The sequence below is a fragment of the Clostridium fallax genome, from assembly GCF_900129365.1.
Taxonomy (GTDB): domain Bacteria; phylum Bacillota; class Clostridia; order Clostridiales; family Clostridiaceae; genus Clostridium_AH; species Clostridium_AH fallax.
The window spans coordinates 1-14,609 of the sequence record NZ_FQVM01000040.1 but is presented as its reverse complement, the minus strand read 5'-3'; the positions used below and the strand labels follow the sequence as shown (position 1 = coordinate 14,609).

The window sequence follows — 14,609 nt, the reverse complement described above, 5'->3', positions numbered from 1 at the left end:
AAAATGATTCTTAATAATTTAAGAATCATTTTTAGATTTATATAATTAAATCTTGTGGTTTCTTATAAATTTTAAGTTAATATATTGTATAAAAAAATTAATTTTAATTTAAAAAAAATCTCTAAAAATTTCTTTACTATAAAGCTACTCCTATTAAAATATAAAGTTTTATTAAAACTATTAGAAGTAATTAGTTTAATATAAATTAAACTAAGAATATAAGTTTAAATATGTTTATTTATTTGACAAATTTTAAATACTATTATAAAATAGACAACTATCAGTAAGAAATTAAATTAGAGGAGTGGTTTTTTGGCGAATAGAAAGATTATTGCCCTTACAAGTTCAGTGTTTTTTGGATTAAGTGTTTTAGGTATAGGTGCTACACCTAATAATCACAAGGAGCTAAAATGTGAACTTATTCAAGAGGAGCAACCTTCTTTCCATAATGCAGATGAAAAAGCTAGATACGATAAGTTAGTTGAAGAAGGAAAAGAAATTGAAAAAGAAAAAATAAGACAGGAAGAAGAAAACCGTAAGAGGGAAGAATTAGAAAAACAAAAAGCTGAAAAAGAAAGAACAGAAAAAGAAAAGACTTTTATATTAACTTTCTATACATCACTAGATTGTGAGAATGGATATGGTGCTATCACTTGTAGAGGGCAAAAACTTCAAGATGGAATAGTTGCAAATAATGTTTTACCTTTAGGTACAAAAATCCAGTTAGAAAATATTGGAGAAGTAGTAGTTTCTGATAGAGGAGGAGCTGACTTTAATAGTTCTAATAGGTTAGATGTATTTGTACCTAGACGTCACGGAGAAAGTGAGAGTCATTATTATAACAGAGTTAATAATATGGGAAGAGTTAAAGTTAAAGGTACTATTATAGAGTAGTATTTAAAATAGTTTTTATAGTGATAATTTTAAGAGTTAGATTAGCTAATTAAATTTAAATAAATAAGATATCAAAAGCTGTTTATACTGCTTTTGATATCTTTAAATATTTTTCCCCAACATTTTGAAAAACTTCAAGACCTCTTATTATTTCCTTTCCAATATCAGTTAGAAAATATTCAACCTTTACTGGATATCCATCATAAGATATCTTATCTATAATTTTTGATTCTTTTAATTCTCTAAGTTGTTCTAATAACATTTTTTGATTTATACCCTTTATATTTCTTTGAAGAGAAGATGGTTGCATAGGTCCTGATTTTAATTGCCATAATATAATTGGTTTCCATTTTCCTTTTATTCTATCAAAACAAAGCTCTAGTGGAGAGGTAAATTCTTCTCGTATTTTCATATCTAGGTTCCTTTCTTATTTAAAAGATAAATTAAAATTTCTTCATTAAATATATCGAATTAAATTTAAAATTATTTATATATATGAATAAATTACTAACGTTTACATAAAGCGACAAAATACAATAAAAAACAACTTATTATTACGGTACCTTTACTAACAAAAAAGTTAGTTATTTTAAAATCATTAAACTTATGTTAAATTAATAATTAATATAAATTATTAAGTAATATATAATAATCTATCTATATTTTATATAAACGAATACTTATATATAGTATTGAACTTTTAATAAAGTATGTAGATATTAAATTAAAATATTATATTTAAAAATGAAAGGCGGTATATAATGAGTTTTCTAAAAGATATGAAAATATCAGCAAAACTTATATTAAGTTTTTGCATAATAGGATTATTTATGATAATCATCAGCATTGCATCTATATTTAGCATGAAATCTCTTAATGAGAATGATAAAAAGATGTATGATGATAATGTTATTGGAATCATTTCTATTAATAATATCAATAAAAACTTTTTAGTAGTTTATTCTAATTGTAATTTATTAATGTATATTGATGATGCTAATAAAATAAGTGAATTGATAAAAGAAGATGAAAAACTTACAGAGGCTAACAAGAACAATATAGAAATATATAAGGAAGCTATCACTAAAGAAGAAGATAGAAAGCTAATGTCAGAATTTGAAACTATAGTTTCAAAATATAGAGATTCAAGAAAAGCATACATAAGCTTAATTTTAAGTGGTAAAAGAGATGAAGCCTTAAAATTATTCCAAGAGGTTACCATTAATAAAGATAACACTATTAAAAAATTAGATCAGTTAATGGAACTAAATAATAAATGGGCAAAAGAGGCTAGAGATAAAAATAAAACTACTTATAGCACTTGTTCAAAGTTAATTTTCTTTATTAGTTTTATATCTTTAGTATTACTAGTGATATTCTCATTCTTAATCACTAAATCTATAGTAAACCCATTAAAGAAAATTAAAGATTTTGCAAATAGATTATCACAATATGACTTCTCAGAAGCTGTTGAAGTTAATTCAAATGATGAATTTGGAAAAGTTTCTGCTGATTTAAATATAGCACAAGAAAATGTTAAGAGTTTAATAAAAAATGTTATTGGAAGTTCTCAAGATATGAGTGCTGCAAGTGAAGAACTTTTAGCAACTGTTGAAGAAATGACATCAAGACTTGAAGATATAAATAAATCAACAGTAGAGATTAGTTATGAAGTAGAGGAGACAAGCTCTACAGCAGAAGAGTTATCAGCATCAATTCAAGAGGTTGATTCAAGTATAGAAGTTTTATCAGATAAAGCATCTGATGGAAGTGATAATGCCATAATGGTAAAAGAAAGAGCTAATAAAGTTCAAAAAGATAGTAAGGAAGCTCTAGAAACTACAAATACACTTTATTCTGAGATGGAAAAGGAAATTTTAAAGAACATTGAAGAAGGAAAAGTTGTTGGAGAAATTAAGATAATGGCAGATACAATAGCAGCTATAGCAGAACAAACAAATCTTTTAGCCTTAAATGCAGCTATTGAAGCAGCTAGGGCAGGGGAGCAAGGTAAAGGCTTCGCAGTAGTTGCCGATGAAGTTAGAAAGCTTGCAGAACAATCTTCTGTAGCAGTTTCTAATGTAAAGACAACAATAGAAAAAGTTCAAAGAGCATTTAGCAGTTTATCAGAACACAGCAATGCTTTATTAAAATTTATGAATGATAAAGTTTCTCCTCAATTTGTTATTTTCAATAAAATGGGAGAACAGTATCAAGATGATGGTCTTTTCATAAATAACATGTCAGAAGAATTAGCATCTATGACAGAGGAAATATCAGCTACAATTGATCAAGTTAGTGAAGCAGTACAAAATGTAGCTAAAATAGCTCAAAAAGCTTCTGAGAACTCTTTAGAGATAAAGGAAAGTATAAATGAATCTACAGAAGCTATGGAACAGGTTGCAAATACAGCACAAAATCAAGCAGAAGTTGCACAAGTTCTTAATGAGATGGTACTAAAGTTTAAAGTATAATGTAAATATAAATTTTAGATTAAGTATATAAGTAAAATAGTAGCTCTCTAAAATATTTTAAATATTTTAGAGAGCTACTTAACTTATGAGGCTTAAAGTAGTTTTTATTGATTTTTATAATTTGAGTTTTTAATAACTTATTATATGTATAACTAATTTTTTGACTGAATATTCTTTTTTAAATCTTCTAATTGAGACTTTAAAGAAATAATCTCTTGATCTTTATTAAAAGAAATAGATCTTTTTTCAAATTCTAATTGAGAAAAGTAATTTTCCTCTAAAGTCTTTTTTAAGGAGGAGAGGGAATTGGTTTTTTCTTCCTGAAACTCCTCTTTAAGTTCCTTTAAATCCTTTTTAAAATCTTCCTTCATTGATTTTATTTCATTTTTTAAATTAATGATAGTTTCAGAATTAAAAATCTCCTTTTCTTTTAATGTTGATATCTGAATTTCTTTTTCACTTATTTGTTGTTTTAAATTAAATTCATTATCTTTAAGAATACTTATTTCTTTATTTAAATCTTTATTTTCTAAAGTCAAATTATTTAGCTCTTCTAGTTTGTCAGAAAGTTCATCCTTTTCCCTTGTAATTTGATTTAAGAAGAATTTATTTTGAGCATATAGCTCATCATAACTTTTTAAGCTTTTAGATTTTTCATCTAAATCTGATGATAAATTTTTAATCTTATCATCTTTTTCTTTAATAAGAATTTTTAAGTTTTTTATCTCATTATTTAAATCTATTATTATATTTTCTTTTGAAATTATCTCTTTTTTAAAGTCATCCCTTATAGATTCTTCAGCAGTTATATTAGTTTCTAAGGATGCTAAATAAAGATTTTGAAGTCTTGATACATATTCCTCAAAGGTTTCAATCTCTTTTTTTCTATCTTTTAATAAACCTTTGGCATTTTGCATGGAAAAAATATCAATTAATGAGGAAAGACATTGCTCATGAGTAAATCCTTCCTTTTCTGCTATTTCTCTAAAGGATTTAATAGTTTCCTCTGATAACCTCATAGTTGTTGTTTTAATTTCACCCATAATTAAAATCCTTTCTTAATTTTTTTAATTCATCAATGAAATACACATGTATTACAAGACATATTATAGTATTACATTATTATTATAACATAGAAGAGTTATAAAATAAATTATAACTTTTTAAAACAATCACTTGGTTTTGTATAAAAAGTAAATTTTGAATGTAGGTTAAAATATATAAAATTATGTATTTGTTAAAATAAAATTTAAAAAAATATATAAATCCATACTGGTAAAAGGTTTAAATTTATCAAAAGGATATTAAAAATATTTTACAAAAAGTTTTTGGAAGACAAAGTAGAAATAGAAACATAAAACTTTTATAAAAATAACTTATGAAATTGCAAAGAATTAATAAAATGCCAAATTACAATGTGCAATAATACATTAATAGAAATAAAGGTATGCAAAATCTTGATTTTGGGTAAATTTAATTAAAATTCACAATATAACTTCGCGAAATATACATTTCGCGAAGTTATTAAGTAGTAATTTTAAAAGATTTTAATTGAAACTTTTTTAAATTAGCTAAAATACAATTTTACTCTTTGTTATTTGGACTATTTTTCTTTTAAATCTCTTACTATGTTTATCTGTCTTTATGATAAATGATAATTTAAATTATCATTTTGAAATTTTACTGACTTCGGTCTATTTAATTGTATTTTAAACTCTTTAAAACCTTTGTAATTCTTATAAAACCATTGAAAATCAACTAAATCAAAGAACCATATATTTTAGATTTGCATATAGCTTTGATTTTATTGTTTATTTTAAGCAGATGATACTTTTAAAATTACATATGTATTACAAATACAATTACATGAAATACATATGTAATACTTATTGTTGCCTTTTAATATAAAAGTATTCTATATTATAATAATCTTAGAATAGCTATTAAAATTATATTATGCCGGAAAAATTTAAGGATCAATGCAAAAGATCAAAAGATATATTATTATAGATTCTATATATAATAATATATCTTTTGATCTTTTATATCTGTGAAAATCTTATTTAATCTAGTAAAATTAAAGTATGAGTTTCTTAACTATATTATTTTTAAAAAACTTATGTTAATTTATAATAAACTAATGATTACAATAATATAATTTATATTAGGAGGAACTTTATAATGAAATTTAATATGGATGTATTTGAAGATTCTACTCTCCCACTTTGCCTTATAGATTTTTTTAATTATTTAGAAACAATAAAAGGTAAATCTAATAATACAATTAAAGCTTATAAATTTGACTTGGTGATGTTTTTTAGGTTTTTAAAATTATATAAAAGACAATGTGATAATAATTTAGATTTTAATGAAATATCAATCAATGATATAGATGATGATTTTTTAAAAAAAATTAGACTTTCTGATTTATATGCTTTTTTATCTTTCACGGAAAAATATAGAGAAAATGGTACTTATGCAAGAGCTAGAAAGGTAGCTTCCTTAAAATCTTTTTTTAAATTTTTATCAGGAAAAGCTAGTATAATTGAAGATAACCCAGCTTTAGAACTAGAATCTCCAAAAATCAGCAAAAGACACCCTATTTATTTAACCTTAGATGAGTCTATAAAACTTTTAAATTCTATGGATAAAAACTCTAAGTTTTATAAAAGAGATTATTGTATACTAACTTTATTTTTAAATTGTGGACTTAGAGTATCAGAGTTATGCAATATAAATATGTCTAAAATTAAAGGTGATACATTAACTATTATAGGTAAAGGTAATAAAGAAAGAACTGTTTATTTAAATAATGCCTGTTTAAAATCAATTAAAGAATATTTAAAAGATAGGAATAAAATAGAGAGAGTAAATATAGAAGATTTAGATGCTCTATTTATAAGTTCTAAAAAGAGAAGAATAAACAAAAGGAGTATAGAACTTTTAGTTAAAAAGTATACAAAATCTGCAGGTCTTACAGAAGCTAAGTATACTCCCCATAAGCTTAGACATACAGCTGCAACTTTGATGTATAAGTACGGAAATGTGGATATAAGAAGTTTGCAGCAGATATTAGGTCATGAAAATATTTCTACTACTCAGATTTATACCCATGTAGATGATGAAAGCTTAAGAGAGGCAGTTAAATCTAATCCCCTTGGAAATATAAAATGATTTTTAAATTGATTTTATAAAATATATAATTTTATATATTAAACTGCATACTAAGTTGTGTAATAATTTACATTAAGTTATATAATGAATATAGAATATTAGATTACACAAATTAGTCTACATACACAAATTAAATTTTAAAATTTATATTAAGTAAATATTTAGATAAACATTAAATTTAATATAGTTTAATTAGTACAAAACATTATGTATAAAAGGTAACTTTAAAATTAATTATAAGATTTTAATATAATTTAATTAGTATAAAACCCCTACTCCTTTCTTATCCTTATTTAAAGTGGACAAGTTAAAGTTTAGGGGTTTTATTAGTATAATACTTTTATTATTTTCTCATTTAGTTAAAAGTAAACTTATTTAAATATTACTATTTACTATTTTTCAATTTTCTAACTCCAGGAAAAACTTCTTCTGTTAGCTCTTCCATATTTAAATCATCTAATTCTAAATCTTCTACGTATTCGATATGATCAAAAGCATCTTCGTATTCATCATCCTTAGCTAAACCATCTACTGAAGACAATACATCATTATAATCTTCATACAACTTTTCTAGATTTTCATCTTTAAAATCAGATACTTCTTCTAAAGAATTATCTATAAAATCTGACTCTTCAATTTTTTCTAAATCAGATAAATCTTTTTTATCATAGTCTTTATTTTTATTTTCTAAAGTTTTTTTATATTTTTTTAATGCTTCTTCATTTTCTTTAACATTTACAGATATATCTTCTATATTTATGGCTTTAGTATCAATACCTTGCTCTTCAAGACATTTACCACAATTATCACAAATCTTTTTAGGATATAAATCGCAGTAATCGTCTTCTGTATACTTACTTTCCATTAAAACACCACCTTTTAAAATCTCAGTAAATTATAACAAAAAACCTATAGTTATTCAACAAATAATAAAGAACACCTGTTTCTTTTTTTAATAATATATGTTATAATTTTCTTATCAAAGATATGAGGTGTACAATTATGATTGAACACAATAAAGACAAACAAACAGAAATATATGATTTTTTAAAGGAGTATACTGAATCTAAAGGCTATCCACCTTCAGTTAGAGAAATTTGTTCAGCAGTTTCTTTAAAGTCTACTTCTACAGTGCATGGTCATCTTAAAAGACTTGAGAAAAAAGGTCTTATAAGAAGAGATGCAACAAAACCTAGAGCACTTGAAATATTAGAGCTTTCACAACCTAAAAAAGAAATGATTAATATTCCTATAATAGGAAAGGTTACAGCTGGCCTTCCTATATTAGCTACTGAAAACATAGAGGATACCTTTCCTATTCCAATAGACTATATAAAGCATGATAGAGATTTATTTATTTTAAAGGTTTCAGGAGAAAGTATGATTGATGTAGGTATCCAAAATGAAGATCTTGCTATTATAGAACAAGGTGAAACTGCTAATAATGGAGATATAGTAGTTGCTTTAATAGATAACGAAGCTACAATCAAAACTTTTTATAAAGAAAAAGATTTTATTAGATTACAGCCAGAAAATAAAACTATGAAACCAATCATTGTAGAAGACTGTAAGGTTTTAGGTAAATTAGTAGGTATATTTAGATCATATTAAAAGCGGTATTAATCCGCTTTTTTCTCATATAAATAAAATTTTTAAATTATTTATGAAGTTTTATAAGCTTTAAAAGAAAAAATTGCAGAATAAAAATAAATGCTATAATACCATATAATAATTTTAAGTTTGAATATTAATATGTTACGTTTTTTTATTTCTTATTTATAATTAACTTCGTTATTAATCTAAAATTCTACTTAAAACTATTAAGAATATTATCTTAAAAAAATCTCATTTAATATTTATAAAAAATACTTAAATGAGATTTTTTTATTATTGTTAGTTTAAATTAAAATAAGCCTATTATTATTTTAAAATATTTGATAATGCTATTAATAATCCTATTTTACCATGATCAAAGGTTAATCCACCTTGTAAATATGCTATATAAGGTTCTCTTATTGGAGCATCTGCTGATAATTCTATTGAAGAACCTTGAACAAATGCTCCAGCAGCCATTATTACTTGATCTTTATATCCTGGCATATCCCATGGTTCACATTCTACAAAAGAATCAATTGGAGAACCTTTTTGTATTCCCTTACAGAACTTAATTAGCTTTTCTTTATCATTAAATTTAATTGCTTGAATTATATCGCTTCTTCTATCTATAGATTTTGGCATTACTTCAAAACCTGCAATTTCCATAATTCTTGCCGATAACAATGCAACTTTAAGAGCTTCCATAGAAACATGTGGTGCCATAAATAATCCTTGATATAATTGACGTACAACTCCAAAAGTTGATCCGCACTCCCCTCCTATTCCAGGGATAGTTAATCTAAAGGAAGCTTGTTCAACATATTTTGCTTTACCTGCTATATAACCACCAGTTGGTGCAATTCCACCACCGATATTTTTTATAAGTGATCCTGCAACTAAATCTGCTCCAACATCTGTTGGTTCTATTTCTTGAATAAATTCTCCATAACAGTTATCAACAAAGATTATAACATCTTCTCTAATAGACTTAATAAAAGATATAGCTTCACCTAATTCTTCAACTAAGAAAGATTTTCTCCATCCATATCCTGTAGATCTTTGCATATGTATAACTTTTATAGATTTATCATTAATTAAAGCATTCTTTACTTTATCTAAATCTATTTTACCTTCTTTTGTTAGATCTATTTGAGTATAGTTTACTCCATAGTCTTTTAAAGAACCTATGTTTTCTTCTATTCCAATTCCTATTATACTTTGTAGGGTATCATAAGGAGTTCCTGTAACTGCTAAAAGTGTATCATTAGGTCTTAAATTTCCAAATAAAGCAGAACCTATTGCATGAGTTCCGTTTACAAAATGAGGTCTAACAATTGCACTTTCTGCATTAAATATTCTAGCATAAACTTTATCTAAAGAATCTCTTCCTATGTCTCCATAACCATATCCAGCAGAGTTTGTAAAATGACTTTCACTTATTCTCTCCTCTTGAAGAGCATTAAGAACCTTTAATTGATTATATTCTCTTATTTCATCATAATATTTAAATTGATCTTTTAAGTCTTTTGTAGCTTTTTCTAAAAGTTCTATTGATTGATCATTTATTTTATAATTTTCCTTTAAAAAATTTTTTGTTTTATCTAACATTAGCTTTATTCCTCCTAGTGTAAATACATCACATATATTATCACAAACATAAAAATAAGGCAAACCAATAGAGTTTGCCTATGTACTACTATATATTATTGTTCATCTTCTGGGTTATTTGTAAATAATATTGGTCTTGCAGGTGTTATAGTAGTTATTGAGTGTTTATATATTAACATTTGTTTTCCATCTGAATCTAATATAACTGTAAAACTATCAAATCCCTTTACAAAACCCTTTAATTGAAATCCATTAGTTAAATATATTATAACTTGAATTCTATTTTTTCTTGCACCATTTAAAAATATATCTTGTAAATTATTTATTGACTTATTCATACTTAAACCTCCAATATTCTCTAACTTATATGCTTATATTATAAACCTATACCCTATCTATGTCATCTACAATTTTATTAATAATTTCCTCTTCACTTAAGAAATCATCTTTATTTATAAAGTTAACTCTAGGGTCTTTTCTAAACCATGTTAGCTGCCTTTTAGCATAGTTTCTGCTACCTTGTTTTATAACTTCTATTGCTTCATTTAAGGTTAATTCATTATCTAAATAGCTTAAAATTTCTTTATATCCAATGCCCTTCATAGATTGCATATCTTTATTAAGTCCTAATTCTTTAAGAGATTTAACTTCTTCTATTAAACCTTTTTCTATCATTATATCTACTCTTTTATTAATACGATTATAAAGTTTTTCTCTATCCATAGTAAGGACATAATAATTAATATCAAAGGGAACATCATAAAGATTTTCCTTTGCTTTAAAGGAACTAAAAGGCTTTCCTGTGGTTTTGTATACTTCAAGAGCTCTAATTACTCTTTTTCTATTATTAAAATGAATGGAATTATAGCTCTCTATATCTATATCCTTTAGCATATTATGAAGAAATTCATTTCCTTTATCTTCTGCTAAATTCCAAAGTTCTTCTCTATACTTTTCGTCTTTTGCACTTTCAGTAAAAGATAGATTACAAGCTATAGAATCTATATAAAGTCCGGTACCACCTGCTATTATAGGAAGTTTTCCTTTAGACTTTATTTCTTTAATGGCTTTTTCTGCAAGTTCTTTAAAATCTGAAACGCTAAATTCATCTTTAGGATGAACTACATCAATAAGATAGTGAGTAATTCCATCCATTTCTTCTTTTGTAACCTTTGCTGAACCTATATCCATATACCTATATATTTGCATAGAATCTGCTGAAATTATTTCTCCATTTAATCTTTTAGCAAGTTCTATGGATATAGCTGTTTTACCTACAGCAGTTGGTCCACCAATTATCAATAGTTTATCTTTCATTTAGTATATCCCCCGTAAATTTACTGTATTCGTCTAAATCTTTTTTCAAGCTCATTTAAAGTTATTTTTATTATTGTAGGTCTTCCATGAGGACAATGGAAAGGATTATCTAAATATCTTAAGTCCTCTAAAAGTCTTTCCATTTCTTTTAAATTTAATTCATCATGAGCTTTTACAGCTGATTTACAAGCCATAGTTGCAATTTTATTGTATTTTACTTCTGTAGTTTTTCCTGAACCTAGATTTTTTAGATTTTCTAAGATATCTATAAATAATAATTTAGCATTTATGCTTTGTAGAAAATACGGAACTTCTTTTATCATAATAGAGTTTCCCCCAAAATCTTCAACTAAAAAACCAGCACTTTTAAAAACATCTTTATTTTCTTCAAAGTAACAATAATCAGAAAGAGAAAGCTCTATAACTTCTGGCACTAATAGAGGTTGAATTATAACTTCTTTACTTTCTATTTCTTTCATGTATTTTTCAAATAGAATTTTTTCATGAGCTGCATGTTGATCTATAAAATATAGCTCTTTTTCATATTCTCCTATTATATAAGTTTTATCAAATTGACCTATTATTTTAATGTAGGGAAATTTATTATAATCTTTAGGAGATATTTTTTTAATTTCCTCTGAATTATCTTTTGTTATATTTAAAGCTTCTTCTTTACATATAACAGTGCTTTTTAAATCTACTGGCAAACTAATAGTTTCTTTACAATTGGAAACATCAGCTTTATTTATATAATTTACAGAAGAAGTATTTTCACTTATTTTATTTTCTAAGTGATTTTCTGATAAAGTTTCTTTAAAACGATTATTATTTATAAAAACTTTATCTAAGTCTTCTTTACTTTTTTCTTCTAAAGAAGAAAATTTGTTTTTTACTATATCTTTAAAGTCAAAGGAGATTTCTTCTACTAAAGGTTCTTTTATTTTTTCTTCTCTATCTTCTTCTGGCAAAGAAAAAGATTCCATAACATCTTCTTTTACTTTATTATGAACAGTATCAAAGATTATTTTAAATAAGGCTCTATCTTCAGTAAACTTAACCTCTGCTTTAGCAGGATGAATATTAACATCTACAAGCTCTGGATATATATCTATAAAAATTATAAAGAAAGGATGCTTATTTATTGTGCTAAAGGATTTAAAAGCATTTTCCATTGCAACGGTTATTAATTGATTTTTTATATACCTTTTATTAACAAAAATTGATTGGTTATTTTTATTTCCTTTAGCTATAGATTCTCTTCCTATATATCCATAAATAGAAGTTGTATCAGTATGGTTTTCAAAATATATAATATCATTAGATATAGTTTTACCGTAGATATTTCTTATAGTATCTTCAAGGCTACCATTTCCAAAGGTATGTAATACTTTCTTTCCCCTATTATATAATATAAAAGAAACATTTGGATTACATAAAGCTATTCTAGTAACTATATCATTTATAATAGAACTTTCTCTTGAAGTAGATTTTAAAAACTTTTGCCTTGCAGGAACATTAAAAAACAACTCTTTAACTTCTATAGTGGTTCCTTTGTTCATTCCAATTTCTTTTATATGTTTTTTAAGTCCACCTTCTATATATATTTCTTTTCCAAAATCTATACCTTCCATCTTACTTTTTAAAGAAACCTTAGCGACAGATGCAATACTTGCTAAAGCTTCACCTCTAAAACCTAAGGTGTTTATTGCATAAATATCTTTAATATCTTTAATTTTACTAGTAGCATGAGGAAGAAAAGCTTTTTCAATATCATCAGGATGAATTCCGTAACCATCGTCAATGATTCTTATAAGATCTTTTCCTCCCTCTTCTATTTCTATTATTATATTTTTGCTACCAGCATCAATACTATTTTCTATAAGTTCTTTAACTACAGAGGAAGGTCTTTCAACAACTTCCCCTGCTGCAATTTTATTTGATGTAACTTCATCTAATAAATTAATTCTTTTCAAAAAGTTTCACCACCTAGTTTAACTCCTTTGCCTTTTTTACAATATCATAAAGTTTATTCATAGTTTCTAAAGGAGTCATAGATAGAATATCTATATTTTTTATATTTTCTATTAAATTATCTTTTTCTATAGAAGTAAAGTCTAATTGAAGTAAATCTTCATTTTTTAAGGAACTATCATCTTTAAGAGTTATATTTTCTTTTATAGTATTTTCTTCATTATTTATATTTAAATCACTATTTTTGCATTCTTTTTCTTTAATATAAGAATTTAAGTATATATTCTCTTCTTTTATTATTTCATCATACCCATTAGATGATACCTTAGACATTACAGAATTCACTTCATTTTTCTCTTCTTCAAGATTAGATAATATTTCTTTAGCACGATTTATAACTTCCTTTGGAAGACCTGCAAGCTTTGCAACTTCAATTCCATAGGATTGATCTGCACCACCTTCAATAATCTTTCTTAAAAATACTATTGAGTTATCAATTTCTTTTACAGCAACAGAATAGTTTTTAATACCTTCTAGTTCATTTTCAAGCATTGTTAATTCATGATAATGAGTTGCAAAAAGAGTTTTACAACGAAGAGAAGGTTTTTTTGATATATATTCTATTACAGACCAAGCAATACTTAATCCATCATAGGTGCTGGTTCCCCTACCTACTTCATCTAAAATAACTAAACTTTTTGGAGTTGCATTATTTAAAATGTTAGATACTTCCCACATCTCTACCATAAATGTACTTTTTCCACCGGCTAAATCATCTGAAGCTCCTATTCTTGTAAATATCTTATCACATATTCCAATTTTAGCATATGATGCTGGTACAAATGAACCAATCTGAGCCATTAATGTAATAAGAGCCACTTGCCTCATATATGTGGATTTACCAGCCATATTAGGCCCTGTTATTATAAGAAGTTGGTTATCACTTTTATTAAGTTTTGTGTCATTAGATACAAATTCCCCTGTATTTATTACTTTTTCAACTACTGGGTGACGACCATCTTTAATAATTATTTCTCCCTCTTCATCTATTATAGGCTTAACATAATTATTTTCTAAGGCTATAAGAGCTAAAGTGGATAAACAATCTAGATTTGATATTATTTTTGCAGTTTTTTGTATTCTAGAAATTGATTTTTCTACATTATCACGAATTTCAGTGAAAATTTCATATTCTAAACTAAATAATTTTTCTTCTGCTCCTAGAATCTTATTTTCCATTTGCTTTAGCTCATCAGTAATAAATCTCTCTGCATTTGCTAAAGTTTGCTTTCTTATATATCTGCCTTCTGGAATAGAATTATAATTAGCTCTACTTATTTCTATATAATATCCAAAGACTTTATTAAATCCTACTTTAAGAGATTTTATACCAGTAAATTCTCTTTCTTTATTTTCTAAGGATGCAATCCATTCTTTACCATGAAGCTTAGCTTTTCTTAATTCATCTATAGTTTCATTAAAACCATCTTTTATTATATTACCTTCCTTTAAAGACATTGAAGATATGGTAGAGGCAGCTTGCGGAGCTGATGCTGTTACCGTACATGAAAGCAA

General features: G+C 25.4%; 12 protein-coding genes. 4 read left to right on the top strand and 8 right to left on the bottom strand.

The features are described from left to right. Positions 1 to 312: 312 nt before the first annotated feature. Positions 313 to 894 (top strand): 3D domain-containing protein, encoded by a 582-nt coding sequence (locus BUA70_RS12370; RefSeq protein WP_072897744.1) that lies wholly within the window; start codon positions 313 to 315, stop codon positions 892 to 894. Between the two features lie 82 nt (positions 895 to 976). Here BUA70_RS12370 and BUA70_RS12365 read toward each other — a convergent pair whose 3' ends face one another. Continuing rightward, positions 977 to 1,306: a winged helix-turn-helix transcriptional regulator gene (locus BUA70_RS12365; RefSeq protein WP_072897741.1), complete on the bottom strand. Its 330-nt coding sequence runs from the start codon at positions 1,304 to 1,306 to the stop codon at positions 977 to 979. A gap of 349 nt (positions 1,307 to 1,655) precedes the next feature. On the opposite strand from BUA70_RS12365, the gene BUA70_RS12360 reads away from it, so the two are divergent. Further along, complete coding sequence (locus tag BUA70_RS12360; RefSeq protein ID WP_072897739.1) at positions 1,656 to 3,368, top strand: methyl-accepting chemotaxis protein; 1,713 nt, start codon at positions 1,656 to 1,658, stop codon at positions 3,366 to 3,368. A 152-nt stretch (positions 3,369 to 3,520) separates the two neighbouring features. On the opposite strand, the gene BUA70_RS12355 is transcribed toward BUA70_RS12360, so the two are convergent. Beyond that, positions 3,521 to 4,411: a coiled-coil domain-containing protein gene (locus BUA70_RS12355; protein ID WP_072897737.1), complete on the bottom strand. Its 891-nt coding sequence runs from the start codon at positions 4,409 to 4,411 to the stop codon at positions 3,521 to 3,523. A gap of 1,138 nt (positions 4,412 to 5,549) precedes the next feature. On the opposite strand from BUA70_RS12355, the gene BUA70_RS12350 reads away from it, so the two are divergent. Further along, positions 5,550 to 6,542 carry a tyrosine recombinase XerC gene (locus BUA70_RS12350; RefSeq protein WP_072897735.1) on the top strand — a complete coding sequence of 331 codons (993 nt, stop codon included), beginning with the start codon at positions 5,550 to 5,552 and terminating at the stop codon, positions 6,540 to 6,542. Positions 6,543 to 6,927: 385 nt separating this feature from the next. On the opposite strand, the gene BUA70_RS12345 is transcribed toward BUA70_RS12350, so the two are convergent. Further along, a complete protein-coding gene (locus BUA70_RS12345; protein ID WP_072897733.1) occupies positions 6,928 to 7,407 on the bottom strand; it encodes a hypothetical protein in 480 nt (159 codons plus the stop codon). Between the two features lie 137 nt (positions 7,408 to 7,544). Between BUA70_RS12345 and lexA the strand changes: the two genes are divergently transcribed. Then, positions 7,545 to 8,153 (top strand): transcriptional repressor LexA, encoded by a 609-nt coding sequence (lexA, locus tag BUA70_RS12340; RefSeq protein WP_072897731.1) that lies wholly within the window; start codon positions 7,545 to 7,547, stop codon positions 8,151 to 8,153. Positions 8,154 to 8,462: 309 nt separating this feature from the next. Here the strand turns inward: lexA and BUA70_RS12335 are convergent, their stop codons facing one another. The 5 genes from BUA70_RS12335 to mutS form a co-directional block, all read right to left on the bottom strand. Beyond that, positions 8,463 to 9,746, bottom strand: a complete 1,284-nt coding sequence (locus tag BUA70_RS12335; RefSeq protein WP_072897729.1) for a methionine gamma-lyase family protein — start codon at positions 9,744 to 9,746, stop codon at positions 8,463 to 8,465. 95 nt (positions 9,747 to 9,841) lie between these two features. Then, positions 9,842 to 10,084 carry an RNA chaperone Hfq gene (gene hfq, locus BUA70_RS12330; protein WP_072897728.1) on the bottom strand — a complete coding sequence of 81 codons (243 nt, stop codon included), beginning with the start codon at positions 10,082 to 10,084 and terminating at the stop codon, positions 9,842 to 9,844. A gap of 46 nt (positions 10,085 to 10,130) precedes the next feature. Continuing rightward, entirely contained in the window at positions 10,131 to 11,063 is a 933-nt protein-coding gene (gene miaA, locus BUA70_RS12325) for a tRNA (adenosine(37)-N6)-dimethylallyltransferase MiaA (protein ID WP_072897727.1), read from the bottom strand. A 20-nt stretch (positions 11,064 to 11,083) separates the two neighbouring features. Next, positions 11,084 to 13,036, bottom strand: a complete 1,953-nt coding sequence (mutL, locus tag BUA70_RS12320) for a DNA mismatch repair endonuclease MutL (protein ID WP_072897726.1) — start codon at positions 13,034 to 13,036, stop codon at positions 11,084 to 11,086. A 13-nt stretch (positions 13,037 to 13,049) separates the two neighbouring features. Beyond that, positions 13,050 to 14,609: DNA mismatch repair protein MutS (gene mutS / locus BUA70_RS12315; protein WP_143762342.1), on the bottom strand; the 1,560-nt coding region annotated here is incomplete at its 5' end.

Coding starts and splice junctions, on each gene's coding strand:
- BUA70_RS12365 (WP_072897741.1), bottom strand. CDS start 1,306: ATGAAAATACGAGAAGAATTTACCTCTCCACTAGAGCTTTGTTTTGAT.
- BUA70_RS12350 (WP_072897735.1), top strand. CDS start 5,550: ATGAAATTTAATATGGATGTATTTGAAGATTCTACTCTCCCACTTTGC.
- miaA (WP_072897727.1), bottom strand. CDS start 11,063: ATGAAAGATAAACTATTGATAATTGGTGGACCAACTGCTGTAGGTAAA.
- hfq (WP_072897728.1), bottom strand. CDS start 10,084: ATGAATAAGTCAATAAATAATTTACAAGATATATTTTTAAATGGTGCA.
- BUA70_RS12335 (WP_072897729.1), bottom strand. CDS start 9,746: ATGTTAGATAAAACAAAAAATTTTTTAAAGGAAAATTATAAAATAAAT.
- BUA70_RS12355 (WP_072897737.1), bottom strand. CDS start 4,411: ATGGGTGAAATTAAAACAACAACTATGAGGTTATCAGAGGAAACTATT.
- lexA (WP_072897731.1), top strand. CDS start 7,545: ATGATTGAACACAATAAAGACAAACAAACAGAAATATATGATTTTTTA.
- BUA70_RS12360 (WP_072897739.1), top strand. CDS start 1,656: ATGAGTTTTCTAAAAGATATGAAAATATCAGCAAAACTTATATTAAGT.
- BUA70_RS12345 (WP_072897733.1), bottom strand. CDS start 7,407: ATGGAAAGTAAGTATACAGAAGACGATTACTGCGATTTATATCCTAAA.